Raw genomic sequence first — 20,273 nt, forward strand, 5'->3', positions numbered from 1 at the left:
CATGAAAAGGAAAATCAATTATAAATATATCATCGTCGCTTTAACTTTTATAGTTTCATCATGTAAACTTAACCAGGTTAATCCCAATGCTGCAACAGATCAGCAGATATTAACCACCAGGGCAGGCATCATTGCTTTAAGTGTTGGTTTAAGGCAATATTATTCAACAACAGGCTTAGCTAATATTATGCTTACTCCTGACGTTACTGCCCGCGAGGTTAAAGGTATTGCAACTTTTACTAACACATTAGAAGTAGAAGCTGGCGGAACAGCTTTGCCTACTGTTAACGGTAATATTTTGGCTTACTGGACCTCAATGCAAACAGAAATGGGTATGTGTGAGAGCATTATAACTAATGCCCCTAAAGTTGCCACCGTAGAGCCTGCTTTATTAAGTGGCATTATGGCGCAGGCTTATTTGTTTAAAGCTATGTCTTTAGCAGAATTAGCGATGGCTTTCGAGCAGGCAAATATAGCTACCAGTATAACAGACCCTGTAAAATTTGTACCACGTGCGCAGGTTTTTGCTGAAGCAATAAGGTTGCTTGATCTGGGTATTACTACAATTACAGCTACACCACCTTCTGCAACATTTACAACCGCTGTTACCGGCCCTGAATTTGACTTAAAAAATACGCTTTACGCAATGGAGGCACGGATAAACTTAATGGCAGGTAATAATCAAAAAGCGTTGGATAATGCTAACCTGATAGATCTGACCAAAACATCTAAGTTTACTTATACCACGCTTAGCCCAAACCCGTTGTACACGCTCTATAATGTAACTATATCTTATCGCCCAAGAGACAATTTTGGCCTTCCGGCAGGTTTATATGATACCGGCGATTTAAGGTACAACTTTTACTTTACTACACCAAAAGCGGTTATTAATACAGATCCGGTAGTTTCAATGGCCGGTTTTGCCACATCTCAAACTACAAGCATCCCTGTTTATTTAACAGACGAAATTAAATTAATACAAGCCGAAGCTACTGTACGTTTAGGCGGCGATCTAAATGCTGCAGTAACTTTAATAAACGCGGTTAGAACACAAACTACCGGAGACCCATTTGGTGTTAACGCGGGTTTACCTGCTTATTCAGGTGCTATAGCAACTGATGCATTGTTAGCAGAGATTTACAAACAACGTTGTGAAGAATTGTATTTAAGTGGTTTAAAATGGGAAGATACCAGGAGGTTCAATCGCCCTGCGCCACCGGCTAACACTACAGAAAGGAACCGTATATTCTATCCATACCCAACACAGGAAAGAATTGTCAATCCGAATACACCGGTCGATCCGGCAATTTAAATTATTATAATAGTGGGGGACATTAGTCCCCTGCTATTAATTTTTTGACCATGAAAAATTTATTAGTTATACTATTTGTATGTGGCTTTACAGCTGGGTTTGCACAAGATCATGCCATAAATCAACAGAAATTGAGCAAAATCAGGGAGGCTGAGCAAAGCGCGGTGGTGTTGAATAATAACACGGGTTTTATCCCTTTAAAAGAAGTTCAGGGCTTAAAAGTAGCAAGCATTCATGCCGGTTATAGCTTTGCTTCAGTATTTGATAGTATAGCAAATAAATACAGCCATGTTACAGGTTTTAATGCTAATGATGTTCAAACTACCGAAGCTTACAACGCACTGCATGATAAGCTGAAATTGTATAACTTAATCTTGTTTACCATATCCAACAACACCAAATTTACACCTGCCTGCTTAGCGTTTGTAAAAGATATAGAAAGCTTAAACCGAGTAGTATTTGTAATAACCGGCGATGGAAAGAATTTAAACTATTTAAATGATACAAAATCTCCTGTAATTTATTGCAAAAACAATACAAGTGAAGGTGCTTCTGTAGCTGCACAGCTAATATTTGGCGGCGTTGCTGCCAGTGGTAAACTTACAGCTACTTATACATCTAACTTTAAGGTTGGTGCAGGTTATCAAACTCAAAAAATACGTTTAGGTTATTCAATTCCTGAAGCGGTAGCCGTAAATAGTGATATGTTGGCCGGGATAGACTCGTTAGTTGCTGCAGGCATAGCGGCCCATGCAGCTCCTTCGGTAGTGGTGTTATTGGCTAAAGATGGAGAGGTGATATTTCATAAAGCTTACGGCAAGCATACCTATGATGGTTCTGAAATAACTAAGCCTGATGATCTTTTTGATATGGCTTCGGTTACCAAGGTTACAGCAACTACGCCATCCATCATGCGTTTGTATGATAGAAAAGTTATTAGTCTTGACAGCCCGATAAGTAAGTACGTTGCCTTAGTTAGAGATGCACCAGATAAACGGGATGTTAAAATTAAAGAAGCTTTACTTCATGAAGCCGGATTTACGCCCTATATAAAATTTTATGAGCAGCTTAAGCCGACAGATATGAGCCGTGATTCATCAGCAGCATATCCAACTAAGGTGGCCGATAATTATTATTTACGCGCCAATTATTTTGATGAGGTTATGTGGCCCGTTACATTAAAATCAGAAGGGCATACCAGGGGTAAATTTGTGTACAGCGATTTAAGTATGTATATGATGAAAGAGGTTGTAGAAGAGGTTAGCCATACAAAACTGAATGATTTTGCAGCGAATGAGCTTTATTTGCCATTAGGTTTACAGGTTACCGGGTTTATGCCGCGCAATCGTTTTGCTAAATCAAGAATTGTGCCTACTACCGAAAATGATAATTGGTTTAGGAATATGCTGGTGCAGGGCTATGTGAATGATCCCGGATCAGCTATGGCAGGTGGGGTAGAAGGGCATGCAGGGTTATTTGCCAATGCTAACGATCTGGCAATTTTTTACCAAATGCTTTTGAACGAGGGAGCATATGGCAGTAAAAACTATTATAAGCCGGGTACCGTAAAAATGTTTACTTCCCGTCAGTCTAAAGTTAGCCAGCGTGGGTACGGCTATGATCGCGTCAGCACCGATAAGCAACCCGGCGATTATCGCTCTGAACAAGCTTTCGGGCATAGTGGTTATACAGGAACTTATGTATGGGTTGATCCTAAATACAATTTGGTATTTATATTCCTATCTAACCGTACTTATCCTGATGACGGTAAAACATTTGGCGTATCAAAAATAAATTTACGGCCGCGCATTCTGGATATGTATTATAACGCAATAGTGAACAGCAAACCAGCTGTAAAAAATTAATAAAAAAAGAATTAAGTTAAAAGACTAAACGAATTTAAGGTTTTGCATGTTTATTTAAATAACGTACAAATCGAAGATCTACCTGATCGAAAATATTATTTAATCAAATGGAACTAACAACAGAAAAAGATTCTAATTATAACAATCTTCATGAATTGTCACTTAGTGATATACTACAAAATATAAATGATGAAGACCAAACTGTGCCTTTAGCGGTTAAGAAAAGTATAAAGCAAATAGAAAAACTTTCGGCCGCCGTCACTAAGCAAATGAAAGCCGGCGGCAGATTGTTTTATATCGGTGCCGGAACCAGCGGCAGGTTAGGGGTATTGGATGCTTCAGAATGCCCGCCGACATTTGGTGTGCCGGCTGAGATGGTTATTGGCATTATTGCCGGTGGCGACAGTGCGATAAGAAAAGCAGTAGAAAATGCCGAAGATGATGAAAAACAGGCCTGGAAAGATATGGCAGCTTACGGTATAAATAATAAAGACGTAGTTGTTGGCATAGCAGCATCCGGCACCACGCCATATGTTTTAGGAGGGTTAGAAGCAGCAAATGCGCAGGGTATTGTTACTGGTTGCGTAGTTTGTAATGCTGATTGCCCTATTTCGCGCGAAGCACGTTTTCCGGTTGAAGTGGTTGTCGGCCCCGAGTTTTTAACCGGATCAACCCGGATGAAAGCCGGAACAGCCCAAAAACTGGTACTAAATATGCTTACTACCTCGGTAATGATAGGCCTTGGCAAAGTAAGAGGTAATAAAATGATCGACATGCAATTAAATAACTCAAAATTATACAAACGGGGAGTGAATATAATAATGAAAGAAACCGGGATAGATGAGGAAACTGCCGAAGGTTTGTTAAAAAAATATGGAAGCATACGCGAAGCCATAGCAGCGGCAGGTCATCGTTAAACCAAATTTTTAAATTAAAACAGATTACTCATATCAAGAATATATGCCCAGACTAAATTTGCTTGAAGAAACAAGGTTTGAAAAACTGCCGGTAACCATTTATGATAATGCAGCTGACGCCAGCATAGCTGTTGCCCGGCGCATAGCAAAGCTAATAAAGAGTAAGCAACGTAATAATGAAAAAACTGTATTAGGGCTTGCAACCGGCGTAACGCCAATAAAAGTATATGCCGAACTGGTGCGTATGCACAAAGAGGACAGTCTTAGTTTTAAAGACGTTATTACCTTTAATTTGGATGAATACTATCCTATGAGACCAACATCAGCGCAAAGCTATGTTACTTTCATGAAGGATAACCTGTTTAACCATATTGATATCGACCTTAACAATGTGCATATTCCTGACGGTACTTTAGCAAAAGATGAGGTAGCTGATTTTTGCCTGGAATATGAACGTAAAATAACGGCCCTTGGGGGCTTGGATATGCAAATTTTGGGTATAGGGCGTACCGGGCATATCGGGTTTAATGAGCCGGGTTCGGCACCAAACTCAGGTACCAGATTAGTTACTTTGGATGACCTTACCCGTAGTGATGCTTCGCGCGATTTTGGCGGCAAGGAAAATGTACCTACCAAGGCTATAACTATGGGTATTGGTACCATATTTAAAGCCCGCGAAATCATTTTAATGGCCTGGAGCAAAAAGAAGGCTTCCATTTTAAAAAAGGCTGTTGAGGGCGAAATTTCTGCAGATGTACCTGCAACTTACCTGCAGCTTTCTGATCATGTAGAGTTTATAGTTGACAAGGATGCTGCTTCAGAATTAACGCGTTTAGATACACCGTGGCTGGTAAAAGATTGTATATGGGATGAGCAGATTATAAAAAAGGCGGTAACCTGGCTCGCTCTAACTTTGAACAAGCCAATTTTAAAGCTTACCGAAGAGGATTACAATAACCATGGCATGGCACAACTGGCTACAGAAAAAGGGCCCGTTTACAATATAAATATTAACATATTTAATAAGTTGCAGCATACCATAACCGGGTGGCCGGGTGGTAAACCTAATGCCGATGATAGCCAGCGGCCAGAGCGGGCTGAACCGGCCAAAAAAAGAACAGTTATATTTTCTCCGCACCCTGATGATGATGTTATATCTATGGGGGGGACATTTATCCGCCTGGCAGATCAGGGCCATGAAGTGCATGTAGCTTACCAGACTTCGGGTAATACCGCTGTTTGGGATGATGATGCATTGCGATACGTTGAGTTTAGTATTGACTTTAACAAATATCAAAAAATTGATACTACACAGTTAGAAGACTTGTATATGCGGATGCGCAGCTTTTTAAAAGAAAAGCAGCCTAACCAAACAGATTCTGAAGAAATACTTACCGTAAAGGGCCAGATAAGAAAAGGCGAGGCTATTGCAGGTGCCAGGTATGCAGGTTTACCTGATGAGCGTATTCACTTTATGAATTTGCCATTTTATGATCGTTTTAAATCGCAAAAAAGTGTAAGCTATGAGGATGATATAAAACAAACGATGGATCTGCTTAATATGATTAAACCCCATCAAATATTTGCTGCCGGTGATTTTGCCGACCCGCATGGTACCCATAAGGTTTGTTTTGACATTATTATAAACGCGTTAAAGCGTTTGCGTGAAACAGAAGAATGGATAAAAGACTGCTGGTTATGGTTATACCGCGGTGCATGGCATGAATTTCCTATCCATGAAATTGAAATGGCCGTTCCATTATCACCCGAAGAGGTTACGCGTAAGCGGTTAGCTATATTTAAACATCAATCTCAAAAAGATATGCCTGTTTTCCCCGGGGAAGATTCAAGGGAGTTTTGGGTGCGTGCAGAGGACAGGACAAAAGAGACTGCATTTTGTTATAACCAGCTTGGCTTAGCCGAGTATGAGGCTATTGAGGCTTTTGTGCGCTGGGACTATTAAAATAGCGTTTCAGGATTTATTAAAGCGTTATACAGTATCTCTGCGGGGTGAAAGGCTCGTCGTTGTACCCCATCTTTTATCTGATGCCTGCAACTGGTACCTGCGGCTGCAATAAGAGTTGTATGCGGCTCTTTTTTAATAGCAGGAAAAAGCACAAGTGCGCCTATTTTCATAGAAACATCATAATGCTCTTTTTCATAACCAAATGAGCCCGCCATACCACAGCAACCTGATGGTATTAAATCAACTTCGTAATTTGTGGGAAGCCCTAATATTTTACCGGCAAAATCCATATTAGATAATGCTTTTTGATGGCAGTGGCCATGTAATGCTATTTTCTGGGGTAGGGTGGTAAAGCTTTTCTTGATAATTGCTCCGGCTTGAATTTCCCGGTAAAACCATTCTTCAAAAAGATAGGTGTGTTTGCCTATTTCCCTTGCTTTTTCTTTTAAGTCATCACTCACCAAAGAAAGATACTCATCACGAAAGGAAAGTATAGCCGATGGTTCAATACCGATAAGTGGTATTTGATCATTTACCTTGCCATATAGCTTATTTATATTTTGCTCTGCACATTTTTTAGCTTCTTCAAGCATTCCTTTTGATAGAAAAGACCTTCCGCTTTCGGCATGGTCCGGTATAATAACCTGGTAACCCAGTTTCTCTAATAACAGAATTGTTTTTTTGCCAATCTCCACATCAGTGTAATTGGTAAACTCATCGCAAAAAAGGTAAACCATCTTGCCGGTAATTTTAGATGTTTTTTGCCTTGCGTTATACCACGCAAGTAATGTCTGTCCCGCTGCTGCAGGTAATGACCTGTCAGGATGGAAGCCCGAAAAGTGATTCATAGCTTTGCGTATCAGGTTATTTCTGATAGCCATATTATAAATTCCGGACAGGCGCGATGCCAGCTTCATATTACTGCCAAAGTTGCCAATCAGTTTGGTGCGGAAGGGTATACCGTTTGCTTTTTGGTAATGATAAAGAAATTCGGCGCGCAGCTTGGTCATATCTACTGCCGACGGGCATTCAATTTTGCAGCCTTTGCAGGCCAGGCAAAGGTCAAGCACCTCTTTAACCATATCGGCTGATTTACCTGTACCTAAAGTTTCGGGTGTTTCATTCAGATATTGCCTGAGGATATTGGCCCGTGCACGCGTAGTATCTTTTTCATTGCGTGTGGCCATATAACTTGGGCACATGGTGCCGCCTGTAATTTCTGTTTTGCGGCAATCGCCGGATCCGCTGCATTTTTCGGTAAGACGCAGCATTCCTTCATCGCCGGTAAAGTCAAATAAAGTGTGATGATCCCTTTTTATCGCGTCAGCGTCATAACGCAGGTTAGACAGCATTGGTGGCGTATTAGTAATCTTCCCCAAATTAAATACCCCCGAAGGATCAAAGATGGCTTTTACCTGTTTAAACAGATCATAAACCCGCTCGCCCATTACATAGCTTATATATTCGCCACGTAAACGGCCATCACCATGCTCGCCTGATAGGGAGCCATTGTGTTTTTTAACTAAAATAGCTGTTTCTGCCAATACTTGTTGAAATAATGCCTGCCCTTCCCTGGTTTTTAGGTTGATCATAGGCTCTATATGCAATTCGCCTGCACCGGCATGTGCATAGGCTGAGAAGGGAATACGATGCTTAGTTAAAAGTATTTCAAGATCATGAATATAAGCCGGTAAATCTTCAACCGCTACCGCGCAATCTTCAATAAGGTTTACGGGTTGTACATCTCCTTTTAAGTTTCGCAGCAAGCCTAACCCGGCCTTACGCAGCTCCCAAGCTTTTTTGGTATCATTGCCGGTTAATATTGGGTAAGCATAACCTAATTGTGCCGCCTTTAAAGCATCAATAAGTTTATTGCATTGATTAATTAAGCCCTCTTCGCTACTGTCAAAAAACTCTACCATTAACAGTGCATTTGGTGCACCCTGTAAAAAGAAACGGTTTTCAGCTTGCCCGGCATTGTTAATAGCTTGTTCCAATATAACATGGTCAACCAGTTCAGACGCGCTGCAGCCGCAATTAACGGCTATTAAATTAACATGTAAAGCTTCCTGTAAGCTGGTACAGTGCACTGCCACTATGCCAACATTGTTGGGTGGCAGGTCTATAAGTTTTAGTTTAGCTTCGGTTATAAAACATAAGGTTCCTTCAGAGCCGGCAATGATGGTACTTAAATTTATACCTTGCCGTTGCTGCACCATGTTAACCAAGCTATCTAACGCATAACCGCTGTTTCTGCGTTTAACTTCTTTTTTTGGGAAGTTCTTTAATATCTCGTTTTGGTTTTGTTCAGATTCAGTAAGGGTAAGCAGTTTGTTGTATAGCCGGCCCTCTAAACCAGTACCGTTTCTTTTTTCGCTAAGCTTCTCATAAGCTATCTCACCAAAGACCAATTCGCCGGCGTCATGCATCAAAGCGGTTACTTCAAGCAAATTATCACGGGTAGCTCCCCATATCATAGAATGCAACCCGCATGAATTGTTACCTATCATACCACCTATCATGGCCCGGCTTGAGGTTGATGTTTCCGGCCCAAACATTAAACCAAATGGCTTTAAATAAGCATTGAGGTCGTCTCTTATTACGCCTGGCTGTACCCTTACCCATTTTTCCTGCGCGTTAACTTCTAAAACAGCGGTCATGTATTTAGAAATATCAACCACTAAACCATTGCCAACCACCTGCCCGGCAAGTGATGTGCCGGCTGCGCGCGGTATCAGGGTTAGTTTGTGTTTATTGGCAAATATAATGAGCTGCTTAATATCTTCGGCATGGCGTGGCATAGCTACCGCCAGAGGTTGTTCCTGGTATACCGAGGCATCAGTAGCATATACAGTTTTTACCGCCTGGTGGCTGGTTGAACTATCATAAAATAGTTCACCTGTTAAGTTTTTATCAAGTTCCAGGAAATTCAAATTTGACCAGCTCATGTTATATTAAATAGTTGGTTTTAAAACAGCTTTTTGTTGGCGGGTGAAACTACTGGCGGTAATTAATAAAAGTAAAAAGGTTATTGCGCCGTTAAGTAAAATAAGTTCATTATCAAACACATAACCATTAAATAAACGTGCAGAATTTAAACTTATAAAATAGCATATGGCCGGTGATAGCACACAGATGAAAGGTACCAAATGATCACTCACTTTTCTCTGTTTAACAAACAGCCCAAATGAATATAAACCCAGTAATGGGCCGTAAGTGTAGGTAGCTACTTTAAAAATAGCACTAACCACCGCCTCATTATTAATTGCATTAAAAATGATAATAGTTATAAATATTAATCCGGAAAACAGAACATGCACGTAGTTTCTTTTCCTGATCATTTTTTGGCTGTTAATATCTTCGCTTTTGCTAAAGTTTAAAAAATCAACACAAAAAGATGTAGTTAATGCGGTCAATGCAGAATCTGTAGTGGCAAAAGTGGCAGCTGTTAAACCTAACATAAACACTACTGCCGGCACCAGCCCTAAGTAATTTAGGGCGATGGTTGGGTATAAATAGTCTGTTTTAGTTACAGTAATTCCATTACGGATAGCATAGATATAAAGGAGGGCGCCCACGCTTAAAAAAAATATATTAATGACTACAAAAATTGCCGTAAAGCTGAACATGTTTTTTTGCGCCTCACGGATATTTTTACAACTCAGGTTCTTTTGCATCAGGTCCTGGTCCAGGCCCACCATTGCCAGGGTAATAAATATGCCGCCAATAAACTGTTTGCTAAAATGAAGCCTGTTAGGCAAAAAATCATTAAAGAAAAAAACCTGCGAGTAGCTGCTGTTTTTTATAGCCGTTACTGCCCCAAACAAGCTAAGGTGCAAGCTGCGGCAAATAAAGAAAAGTGATAAAAAAACAGAGGTGACAAGGAACAAGGTTTGCAGGCTATCGGTTATGATAATAGTTTTTAAACCGCCCTTATGTGTATAGGCCCATATTAAAAATAAGCATATAAATACGGTTACAGCCAACGGGACATGATAAAAATCGAAGATAAATTTTTGTAATACAATAACCACCAGATATAGCCGGAAGGCAGAGCCAATTACACGGCTTATTAAAAATATGGCTGCGGCGGTTTTATAACTGCGGTAGCCTAATGTTCCTTCAATATAACTATAAATTGAAGTGAGTTTTAAACGGTAGTAAAGTGGCAGTAATACCATCGTTATGATAATAAACCCCACCGCGTTGCCCAGCACAAATTGAAAGTAAGCAAAAGCATCGCCTGAAGGCGCCCCCACTTTGCCGGGAACAGAAATAAAGGTTACACCGCTAAGGGCCGTGCCTATCATGCCAAATGCAACCAGGTACCACTTTGATTTTCGGTTGGCTGTGAAAAAGGTAGCATTATCAGCAGTGCCCTTAGCTGTAAGCTGTGCAATGCCTATTAACACCACAAAATAACCAATTATGAAGGATAAGAGTATAATAGGAGACATAAAAATATAAAGTTTAATATGGCAAAACGCATTTGCGTAAATTTGCATTAATTTATTTAAATATGCAATAAAATGCATGTTCGATAAGTAAATTACTTGCGTTATTTTGCATATTTAATTTTAATGTTATATTTTTATTGTCGGCTGGTTTAAAAATATTAGCTTTTAACTAAACAATTAATTCTATGAGGAAGCACTTTTTTACAATTCTGGTTATTCTGGTAACGGGTTTTAAAATTCAGGCGCAGGGACGATCCGAAAATTTGTTTTATATGACTGATAGTCCGGATTCTTTTGAAAGTTTCCGAAAAAATGTAAGCCAGATATCCATTGTATGCCCGCAGGTATTTTTCATCAGTAAAGAAGGCGTATTGTCGGGCTCTGTTGATCCCAGGCTATTAGAAATTTCAAAAGCAAATAATATAAAGGTTATGCCTTTAATAGTAAATACAGGTTTTAATGCCCTGTTATTGCATAATATAGTTACTAATCCGGTAGCGCGTAAACGTGCAATTGACATGATGTTGCTATATGCAAAACAATATGGGCTTGATGGCTGGCAATTTGATATGGAGGGTCTTAACATTGCTGATCGTGATAATTTTACCTCTTTTTTTAAAGAAACAGCCGAAGCCTTGCATCATGAAAAATTACAGTTATCTGCAGCGCTGGTACATACTATAGAGAATGTTGGCGGGCCAACTGCTTACCATAGTTTTTTGTTTGAGAACTGGCGCGCGGGTTATAACTTTAAAGAACTTGCAGCGGCCGGCGATTTCTTGTCTATAATGACTTATGATCAGCATACCAGGCGCACACCACCCGGGCCTGTGGCAGGTGCAGATTGGATGGAGCGTATTGTTAAATATTTATTGGATGAGGGTGTGCCACCACAAAAGCTTTCATTAGGCATACCTAACTATTCTGTGCATTGGTTCCCGGATTATACCGAAGAAAGAGGAGGATTTTCTAATGGGCAGCAAATAGGATATAACACCGTGCAGTATTTGCTCGGAAAATATAATGTAAAACCCATCTGGAATGAAAAAGCAGGTTGCAATTATGCAGTTTGGGATAACGATGGCGTGTATGAATATATTTATATTGAAGATGCACAGTCGCTAAAACCCAAACTATCTATCCTGGCAAAATACAAATTGAGAGGCATATCTGTATGGGCGCTGGGCAGGGAAGACATTGCTTTTTGGAATGTGTTAAGTAAAGAGGCAAAAAAAAGATAATCTATTCGGACTCAAAAAAGTAAAGCCCGATGTAAGAGTGTTTACATTACAATAGGTTGCCGCGGGAATATGATTTATTATCGTGTGTTATTTAAAATCCTGCATAGGACAGGATGGGCAATACAGTAAAGCCATCTTTTTTTAATAAAAAATTAACAGCTGCAGGAAAAAATAATATTGTTGGTTTGCGGGGAGCCCTTTGTGGGCAGGTTAGCTGCGGCTGTTGGGTCTCTTTAATAATGGCATGAAGCCAGTTTATGCTTTAGTTTTTATATACTATTGTATTCGCAACGGGAAAGGTAATAAACCTATACCCGTTAAATTTATTACTGTACTGTACCATGTACACGTTGATACACCTTGGTACACCTTGGTACACCCAAAAATGCAATTAATTGAAAATGACCATGTTAGTTATTGTCAAATAAACTAACTATTAAATACGTGGTTAGCGATTGAAAATTAAGCAGCAAGCGCATGTTTAATAGGGTTAAGGGGCTTGCCGTTTAAATGATAATATTATTGCAGGAGGGTTACAGCGGCCACTTTAGCCATAATTGCGAGTAGCTAATGCTTTGTTACAAACGGATCATCTATTTTAAAAATTCCGAAACTTTTTAAAAGTGTAATTACCAATTAATACTATCTTAATACTTGCTCTTTATTTTCGCTGCAGATTTAAACTAAAGTGAAAAATATTTCTGCGGATCAGGTGAATGAATTACGGCAGGGGAACGAAAAGGCATTCGAGGCAATTTTTCACCGTTATTGGGAGCAGCTCTTTGCCGCCGCTCATAAACGACTACAGGATGAACAACAAGCGCAGGATATTGTACAGGACGTTTTAATACAGTTGTGGAATAGCCGGGCTTCACTTAATCTACAGCCTGAATATTTAGAATACTATCTGCTTAAAGCAGTAAAAAATCGGGTTATTAATTATTATCATTCCGAAAAAGTAAAGGAACGTATACTGCAAGAACAACGTGACCGTTTTGAAGCGATTAGCCAAAATGATATAAGCCTGCCCGCATACCAACAATTGGAAGAATTTTTACATACCCAAATAGAGGCGTTGCCGGTTACCATGCGCTCAGTTTACAAGCTGAAAGATAAAGAATATACGGTTCAGGAAATAGCCTGTAATTTAAACCTGGCAGAACAAACTGTACGGAATAACATAACCGAAGCTCAGCACCGGTTGCGAAAAGCAATCAAAGCCAAATTCAGAACGGAATATTCATTACTGATATTCTTGTTTGTGTTGTTAACAAAACTTTAACATAAGCTTTATTATTAGGTAAAGTATAAACAAGGGTTTCGCCTGTATAGTGGATGAATAACATTCACAACGTGCTAAAAAACTATTTCAAAGACCTGCTTGGCAGGTATCAGCAAGATCAGTTAAATGAAACAGAAAAAAAACTGCTTGATAGCTGGTATGATTCTTTTAATGATCCGGAAGCATCGCCATTAAATAATCCCCTTTCACGTAAGCGAATTCAACGGCAACTTGCCAACCGGCTCAAGGCGCATATGCAGCCGGCAAGGATAGTTAAGCTGCGGTTATGGCATTATGCAGCGGCGAGTGTTGTGCTGATCTCTTTGGTATCCGTGTTATTAATTACCCGTAAAACAGCAGCGCCAAAGCCTCAGGGGTTTGTAGTTCGTACAGAACCGGGACGGTTGCGGGAGCTCAAGCTACCAGATGGATCGAAAATATGGTTAAATGCAGGTTCTGTATTGAAGTTTGACCCCAATACTTTTCTTACGCAGCGCGTTGTCTACCTGGAAGACGGCGAAGCTTTTTTTGAAGTAACTAAAGATAAAAAGCACCCGTTTAGAGTGATCAGCCCTCAAATCACTACGTTGGTTTACGGTACCTCTTTTAATGTGAAAACTTATAAGAAACTTTCTTACAGTACAGTTAACGTACGCACAGGCAAAGTAATGGTAAGCTCAGCCACCCAAAATTTTCCTGATACGTTGCGGGCAAATGATGTATTGATTTATAATCATAGCCGGCATGTATTCAAAAAAGAAAATAGTTCGGCATTTGATGCCAATAGCTGGATCAAGGGTGTAACCAACATCAGAGATGCTTCTTTTGATGAGCTCACCCTCTTGTTTTATAATCAATTTAATGTGCGGCTTATTTCCAGAGACAAAAAAACGCTGAATCATCATTATTCTATTATAATTTTTCATGACCAGCCGCTGGACATGACCTTAAAACTTATTTGTAGTATTCACCATAACCATTACAGGAGAGAACAAAATGCAGTAACCATAACCCCATAAAAAAACCGGAGAGCTGCATCTACAGCTATCCGGTAATAGCTTGCCTTCAACAACTTGCAAATGTCAAGGCAGAACCAGAGTAATTAGTAACAATTAAACAGGTAATCAAATTTATGAAAAAAAATGACTTACTAATAAGAGTAATCATGCGCGCGTCTTTTTTAGCCCTTAGTTCCATTCTTATATGCAGTAATCTTTTGTTAGCCGGCAGCTCGTCGGCCCAAATTACAAACAAAATCAGCATCAGCTTTACCCGGCAGAAACTTAATGATGCTTTAAATCAGTTAAGCAACACCACCCATGTGCAAATTGGCTATGACAGCCACGAGCTCGGCATTGGTTCTTATCAAATTGGTCCGGAAATCTTTCGCTCCAGCAGTATCGAAACAGTGTTGAAGGAATTATTAAAGTTCACGGATATTTCCTATAAAATTGTTGGTCAGGGCATTGTGCTGGTCAAAAGAAGTGACCCGGTGAAAATACATGGTTTGGTGACTGATGATAAAGATGAGCCGTTACCCGGCGTAACCATCACTGTAAAAGGGGTCTCAACGAGTACTGCAACTGATAATAACGGTGTATTTAATATCATTGTAGCTGATACGACCGCACGGTTAACATTTACTTATGTTGGTTTCACTTCTCAGGAAGTTAAAGCCGGAAATCAGGCAAGCTTACATGTTCGCTTAACCCCCAATCAAAGTGTGTTACAGGAGGTGGTGGTTACCGCGCTTAACATAAAGCGCGAAACCAAGTCGCTGACCTTTAGCAGGCAACAGGTAAATGCCGATAATTTAGCCGAGGTTAAAAGCCCTAACCTGGTCAATGCCTTATCCGGTAAAATTGCGGGGGTGCAGGTTATACCGTCGGGTTTTAACACCGGTTCGGCCAGAGTGATCATCAGAGGAAATAATTCGCTTACGGGTAATAACCAACCTTTATTTGTAGTTGATGGCATGCCTATAGACAACTCACCGGGTGATTCGGGTAGCCTTGATTATGGTAACAACGCTGCCGATATCAACCCGAACGATATTGAAAGCCTGGAAGTACTAAAGGGCCCGAACGCGGCGGCGCTTTACGGATCAAGAGCAGCCAACGGGGTGATCCTGATCACGACAAAGAAAGGTTCAGGGCAATTTAAGGTTACTTTTAATTCTAATTGGCAGTTCCAGAAACTTACCGAATTTCCTGAATACCAGAACGCTTACGGGGTAGGTACCTCTTTTTATATTGATAACACACACACATTACCGGTGGCTAACGTTAATTATCGCAGTTGGGGGTCGCCAATGTTGGGCCAACCCTATGTAGCGCTTGACGGAAAGGTAAAGCCTTATTTACCGCATCCAAATAATGTTAAGGATTTTTATAATACCGCGCACCTGATCACCAACTCCATTGCGGTGGAAGGCGGAAACAAGCTGAGCAATTATCGTATGTCTTACACCAATTATACTGGTAACAGTGTGGTAAACGGTTTAAATGATAACAATTCGCATACCATTGATCTGCGTTTGCTCAATACGCTGGGTAAAGCAGTCACACTGGATACCAAGATCACTTATTTACGTAACAAAGTTAATAACCGCCAGTATGGCAACTCTAATGGCCGTAATCCCACCAACCTTTATACCCAGATGGCCCGTACAACAGATCTGGCCGAACTGATACCTTACCAGGACCCGGTTACCGGTCTGGAAATTGGTACACACCGTAACTTCAGTAACCCGTACTGGGTGATTAACAAGAACCCTAACGAAGACATCAAGGATCGTATACTGACAACTTTTAGCCCCGAAGTTAAAATCGCGCCGGGCATTAAGTTTACCGGGCGTTTGGGCGCAGATATTTACTGGCGAAAGGGTTATGAGTTTAACGATATCGGCTCCATCATTGCAGGTAACCCTGATGGCTATTTGCGTACGTTCAATACCGATCAGGCCAACCTGAATTTGGAAGGGTTTTTCAGTATCAATAAAAAATGGAGGAATTTTTCTTTTATCGGCATTTTAGGTGCCAGCAGCTTTAGCTCTAATTATGAGAACCGTGGCGCTGCTGTTAACTCTTTATTGCAGCCCGGGCTGATCAATCTGTCGAACGCTAAGGAATTTCCTACGGTTACCCAGAACATCCTGAAGAAAAAGATCAATTCTACATACGGATCTTTATCAGTTGGCTTTCATAACTATGCATTTATTGATGTTACGGGCAGAAACGACTGGTCGTCCACTTTACCCAGACAGAACAATTCTTACTTCTACCCGTCATTTGGCGGCTCGCTTATTCTGAATGAGCTGTTCAACTTTAAGGATAACATAATCAGCTTGGCAAAATTAAGAAGTTCTATTGCTGCCGTAGGTAACGATTCAGACCCTTATCAATTAAGTCAAACTTACTCGTTTAATGGTTTTTTTAATGGTGCAACCCTGGCATCTTTATCAACTAAAATGAATAATCCTGACCTTAAGCCAGAACGTACCTCATCTTTTGAGTATGGTTTTGACCTGGGTTTATTTAAAAATCGGGTAATGATTAATGCCACTCATTATTCGTCGTCTACTACTAATCAGATCATTACTGCCCAGCTACCTACTTCCAGCGGTTACCAGCAGCGTATTTATAATGCCGGCGAAATTAGTAATTGGGGTAATGAGTTAAGTATTAATGCAACCGTATTCCGAAACAAAAGATTCAATTGGAACACACAGCTTAATTTTTCAAACAACAAGTCGCTGGTTAAAAGCCTGATACCGGGGGTTGACCGCTTTGTACTGAACAACAACTCCAGTTATATCTATGTGTATGCCGAAGTAGGAAAGCCTTATGCTTACCTGCGGGGGCTTGGTGTAGCACGCGATGCGCAGGGACACATGCTGATTGATGATGGTGGCGGATTATTAACTAAGAACAATGATATGCCTTTTGGCACCGCGTCGCCTGATTGGCTGGGCGGTTTCGGAAATACTTTCTCTTATGGCCCATTTACATTATATGCCCTAATTGATATTAAAAAAGGCGGCGTAATGTATTCCGGAAGCTATTCCAAAATGCTGGTAAACGGTGTTTCGGCAGAAACGCTGTATGGCCGCGACGGCTATTACAAGCATAGTATCATTCTGGGGGAAACCGGTTCTGAACTGACTGGAGGAGCTATGTGGGATGCTTACTATGCAAATGGAAAGAAAAACACAACTTATATCTCGCCGCAATCTTACGAGTATGCCAGACCGAACTATGCGGAGTTTGTTATGTTCGATGCTTCCTATGTAAAATTACGCGAAGTTTCTGCCGGGTACAACCTGCCTGCAAAACTTCTAACCCATACGCCTATCAAAACGGCCAGAGTATCAGCAGTAGGGCGTAACCTGGCTATACTTTACCGTAAAACACCGAAAGGTATTGACCCGGAATCTTCATCAACCTCGGGCAACGGCCAGGGTATTGAAAACGGCTCATTGCCACCTAATGCTACTTATGGGTTTAATATTAATCTAACTTTTTAATTGCATCATGAAGTACACTTATATAATTATCATATCAGGATTTATCTTATTGGGCCTGGGGGCTTGTAAAAAAAACCTGGAAAGTATCAATATCGACCCTAATCATCCCACTAAAGTGGAGCCTGATTTTCTGCTCACTTCCTCTATCTATAATTCGCTTAACCTGCTTGGCGGGGATATGAACCGTGTAGTGTTTTTTAATTATACGCAGTTTTTCTCCGGTTTTCAGGGCGAATTTGAACGCTATACGTATAATGACGCCAGCAATAACACCTATTGGTCTAACCTATATATTAAATGTTTGCAGCCGGTTAACCAGATCGATTTGAATTACCGTACTGATCCGGCCTACCGCAACAGGGTATTGATTGCCCGTATCTGGAAAGATTATCTTTTTTCTGACGCTGTTGCCATATGGGGTGGTTTGCCTACAGATAAAGCGCTGAATGGGGCTCCGAGTGTGTCTTATACCAAAGAGCAGGACGTTTATACCAATTTACTATCTGATTTGAAAAACCTGGCAGATTCCATTAATACCAGCGGGGATAAATATAGCGCGAATGCTGATAAGATCTACGGCGGCGATCTGCTCAAATGGAAAAAATTTGCCAATACGCTTCGTTTAAGACTGGCGATACGCATCTCTAATGATGCGCCGAACGGCGATCCGGTATTAGCCAAAAAGGTTATACAGGAAATTGCGTTGGATGAGCAAAATACCATCACCAGCCAGGCAGAAACCGCGGCTGCTACCTGGGGAACAACCAGCGACAGCTGGAGTTATTTATATAATTACATTGTTTATGGTTATACAGCCAATAAAGCTACCATCCCGGTTCTTTGCGAATCGCTGGTCTATTATACCGTTCCTTATGGCGACCCAAGGATCACCATTTATGGGCAACCTGCCAAACAAGGCCCGCAGATAGGCAAATATTTTGGTCAGAATATTGCTTATGGCGGCGGTTCGGCTTATGCACAGGGTGTAGTTAGCCCACACATCGGGTTAAAGCAAGATGATTATTCATATGTAGGTGCAAGATTCCTGAAACCCGACGCGGAATACGTGTTTATATCCTACGCGGAATCCTGCATGCTGAAGGCTGAAGCAGCGTTAAAGGGCTGGTGGAGTACTGCGAGCACTGCGCAAACCTATTATTACCAGGGTATAGGCGCTTCATTTGATCGTTATGGCCTTACCCCGGCGCAAGCCAGTGCCTATGAAAATACACCGGGCATTAAATGGGGTACCGCCTCGGATACTACCGGCCGAAAAGTGCAGTTTCAGGACTGGATGGGCATTTGTAGTAGCTATGTATCTGCCGGCGATACTTATCGTCAAATTATTATGCAGCATTGGCTGGCTATACCTAATCAGGGTATTGATGCCTGGACCTTGATCCGCCGCACCCGTCAACTGGATTTTGAGCCGCAGTTTGCAACCTACGATGGCAATTATGCTTATGTACCACAACGCCTACTGTATCCTGCCAGCGAATACTCCACCAATGGTGCCGAAGTTACCAAAGCGGCTACCTGGTTAGGGGGCCCTGATAATTTATTTACCAAACTGTGGTTTGCCTTACCTAATAAGAAAAATGCCAGTTTACCCTATTAACTCTAAATAAAATGAAAAAACTAATTTATATACTAAGCGTATTACTGCTTGTAATTGTAGCGTGTAAAAAGCAAAATGAATATTTACCGCCGGCATTTAATTATCCGATACCAGCGGTGCCGATAACAGAAAATGTTAATGTGGGGGCTTACTATTACAATTACGCTGCTGCCGATTGGGCAAAAAAGTACACCAATACCCCTGTTCAGGGCGAATATAGTTCGTTAACCCCTGCGATTATGGCTCAAGAGCGCCAATGGGCCGATGCAGCAGGTGTTGACTTTTTTGTTTTTAACTGGAATGGCACTACTACAGGCGACCCCATCTTAAACAGCTTTATACAAGGCAGAAGTAACAATGTAAAAATGGTTATTAATTATAACATAGCACATTTAGGGGTAACCAATGCTTCGCCATTAACAGCCGCTAAGTTAACTACCCTCATCAACGAGTTTACCAGTTTAGCTAACACTCATTTTAATAAAGACTATTACTATAAAATTAATGGGCAGCCGGTAGTTTTAATTACACCTTTAAATCTTTCAGCCAGTTTAACCACCAGCGTTAACTATACCACGGTGATACCGGCACTAAGGCAGGCAATGACAGCGTTAGGAATTAACGTGTATATAATTGGCGAAATTACTACCGGCTGGTTACCGCCTGTGAGGTACGCCACTGCTACCAAAGTGATGGATGGTGTAGTAGCCAGTGATTGGTCAACAGATAATTATGACCGCTCTGTATTTATGCCAGCTTTTACCGATACCAATTGGAAAAACTGGACAGATTCAACAACTACCTGGAAAGTTAACTTTGTTCCTGCTATATTTCCAGGCTTTAATGATAAAACAACAACACCGTTAAGTAAATTATATAATCAAAACAGAAGCTCGACTTTTTATACCGATATGTGCAATGTGGCAAAACGCAATATGGGCAATAAACGGATTGTTTTAATTAACTCCTGGAACAATTTTCAGGCAGGCACTACAATAGAACCTGCCAAAGAATACGGAACAACTTATTTAGATATAACAAAAGCTCAGTTTAAAATTAAGTAACGATTAATGATCTATTAAAAAAAATA

12 protein-coding genes are annotated in these 20,273 nt (G+C 40.7%); 10 read left to right on the forward strand and 2 right to left on the reverse strand.

The features are described 5' to 3' along the window. Position 1: 1 nt before the first annotated feature. From JWR23_RS01365 to nagB, 4 genes are all read left to right on the forward strand, one after another. Positions 2-1,312, forward strand: coding sequence for a RagB/SusD family nutrient uptake outer membrane protein (locus JWR23_RS01365; RefSeq protein WP_299511953.1), 1,311 nt, complete (start codon positions 2-4; stop codon positions 1,310-1,312). A gap of 50 nt (positions 1,313-1,362) precedes the next feature. Then, positions 1,363-3,177 (forward strand): serine hydrolase, encoded by a 1,815-nt coding sequence (locus JWR23_RS01370; protein ID WP_299511955.1) that lies wholly within the window; start codon positions 1,363-1,365, stop codon positions 3,175-3,177. A 107-nt stretch (positions 3,178-3,284) separates the two neighbouring features. Further along, entirely contained in the window at positions 3,285-4,094 is an 810-nt protein-coding gene (gene murQ / locus JWR23_RS01375; RefSeq protein ID WP_299511958.1) for an N-acetylmuramic acid 6-phosphate etherase, read from the forward strand. Positions 4,095-4,137: 43 nt separating this feature from the next. Further along, positions 4,138-6,057 carry a glucosamine-6-phosphate deaminase gene (gene nagB / locus JWR23_RS01380; RefSeq protein ID WP_299511961.1) on the forward strand — a complete coding sequence of 640 codons (1,920 nt, stop codon included), beginning with the start codon at positions 4,138-4,140 and terminating at the stop codon, positions 6,055-6,057. Here the strand turns inward: nagB and JWR23_RS01385 are convergent. Together JWR23_RS01385 and JWR23_RS01390 are read right to left on the reverse strand one after the other, a co-directional pair. Further along, positions 6,054-9,008: an FAD-binding and (Fe-S)-binding domain-containing protein gene (locus tag JWR23_RS01385; RefSeq protein WP_299511964.1), complete on the reverse strand. Its 2,955-nt coding sequence runs from the start codon at positions 9,006-9,008 to the stop codon at positions 6,054-6,056. The genes nagB and JWR23_RS01385 overlap by 4 nt on opposite strands. A gap of 6 nt (positions 9,009-9,014) precedes the next feature. Beyond that, positions 9,015-10,517 (reverse strand): sodium:solute symporter, encoded by a 1,503-nt coding sequence (locus JWR23_RS01390; RefSeq protein WP_299511967.1) that lies wholly within the window; start codon positions 10,515-10,517, stop codon positions 9,015-9,017. A 185-nt stretch (positions 10,518-10,702) separates the two neighbouring features. On the opposite strand from JWR23_RS01390, the gene JWR23_RS01395 reads away from it, so the two are divergent. The 6 genes from JWR23_RS01395 to JWR23_RS01420 all read left to right on the forward strand — a co-directional run bounded on the left by JWR23_RS01395 (position 10,703) and on the right by JWR23_RS01420 (position 20,247). Continuing rightward, positions 10,703-11,758, forward strand: a complete 1,056-nt coding sequence (locus JWR23_RS01395) for a glycosyl hydrolase family 18 protein (RefSeq protein WP_299511970.1) — start codon at positions 10,703-10,705, stop codon at positions 11,756-11,758. A gap of 688 nt (positions 11,759-12,446) precedes the next feature. After that, the gene (locus JWR23_RS01400) at positions 12,447-13,040 is read left to right on the forward strand and encodes a sigma-70 family RNA polymerase sigma factor (RefSeq protein ID WP_299511973.1); all 594 of its coding nucleotides are present in this window, start codon (positions 12,447-12,449) and stop codon (positions 13,038-13,040) included. A 53-nt stretch (positions 13,041-13,093) separates the two neighbouring features. Next, positions 13,094-14,059 (forward strand): FecR family protein, encoded by a 966-nt coding sequence (locus JWR23_RS01405; protein ID WP_299511976.1) that lies wholly within the window; start codon positions 13,094-13,096, stop codon positions 14,057-14,059. 113 nt (positions 14,060-14,172) lie between these two features. Beyond that, on the forward strand, positions 14,173-17,565 hold the full coding sequence (locus JWR23_RS01410; RefSeq protein ID WP_299511979.1) for a SusC/RagA family TonB-linked outer membrane protein: 3,393 nt from the start codon (positions 14,173-14,175) through the stop codon (positions 17,563-17,565). 7 nt (positions 17,566-17,572) lie between these two features. Next, a complete protein-coding gene (locus JWR23_RS01415) occupies positions 17,573-19,183 on the forward strand; it encodes a SusD/RagB family nutrient-binding outer membrane lipoprotein (protein WP_299511982.1) in 1,611 nt (536 codons plus the stop codon). 11 nt (positions 19,184-19,194) lie between these two features. Continuing rightward, positions 19,195-20,247, forward strand: coding sequence for a glycoside hydrolase family 99-like domain-containing protein (locus JWR23_RS01420; RefSeq protein WP_299511985.1), 1,053 nt, complete (start codon positions 19,195-19,197; stop codon positions 20,245-20,247). Positions 20,248-20,273 lie beyond the last annotated feature (26 nt).

The sequence above is a fragment of the Mucilaginibacter sp. genome, assembly GCF_028288205.1.
In the GTDB taxonomy this organism is placed as follows: domain Bacteria; phylum Bacteroidota; class Bacteroidia; order Sphingobacteriales; family Sphingobacteriaceae; genus Mucilaginibacter.

What these genes read in the sequence shown, in the direction of transcription:
- JWR23_RS01415 (WP_299511982.1), top strand. Translation starts at nt 17,573, where the DNA reads ATGAAGTACACTTATATAATTATCATATCAGGATTTATCTTATTGGGC.
- JWR23_RS01390 (WP_299511967.1), bottom strand. Translation starts at nt 10,517, where the DNA reads ATGTCTCCTATTATACTCTTATCCTTCATAATTGGTTATTTTGTGGTG.
- JWR23_RS01405 (WP_299511976.1), top strand. Translation starts at nt 13,094, where the DNA reads ATGAATAACATTCACAACGTGCTAAAAAACTATTTCAAAGACCTGCTT.
- JWR23_RS01395 (WP_299511970.1), top strand. Translation starts at nt 10,703, where the DNA reads ATGAGGAAGCACTTTTTTACAATTCTGGTTATTCTGGTAACGGGTTTT.
- JWR23_RS01370 (WP_299511955.1), top strand. Translation starts at nt 1,363, where the DNA reads ATGAAAAATTTATTAGTTATACTATTTGTATGTGGCTTTACAGCTGGG.
- nagB (WP_299511961.1), top strand. Translation starts at nt 4,138, where the DNA reads ATGCCCAGACTAAATTTGCTTGAAGAAACAAGGTTTGAAAAACTGCCG.
- murQ (WP_299511958.1), top strand. Translation starts at nt 3,285, where the DNA reads ATGGAACTAACAACAGAAAAAGATTCTAATTATAACAATCTTCATGAA.
- JWR23_RS01410 (WP_299511979.1), top strand. Translation starts at nt 14,173, where the DNA reads ATGAAAAAAAATGACTTACTAATAAGAGTAATCATGCGCGCGTCTTTT.
- JWR23_RS01385 (WP_299511964.1), bottom strand. Translation starts at nt 9,008, where the DNA reads ATGAGCTGGTCAAATTTGAATTTCCTGGAACTTGATAAAAACTTAACA.
- JWR23_RS01365 (WP_299511953.1), top strand. Translation starts at nt 2, where the DNA reads ATGAAAAGGAAAATCAATTATAAATATATCATCGTCGCTTTAACTTTT.
- JWR23_RS01420 (WP_299511985.1), top strand. Translation starts at nt 19,195, where the DNA reads ATGAAAAAACTAATTTATATACTAAGCGTATTACTGCTTGTAATTGTA.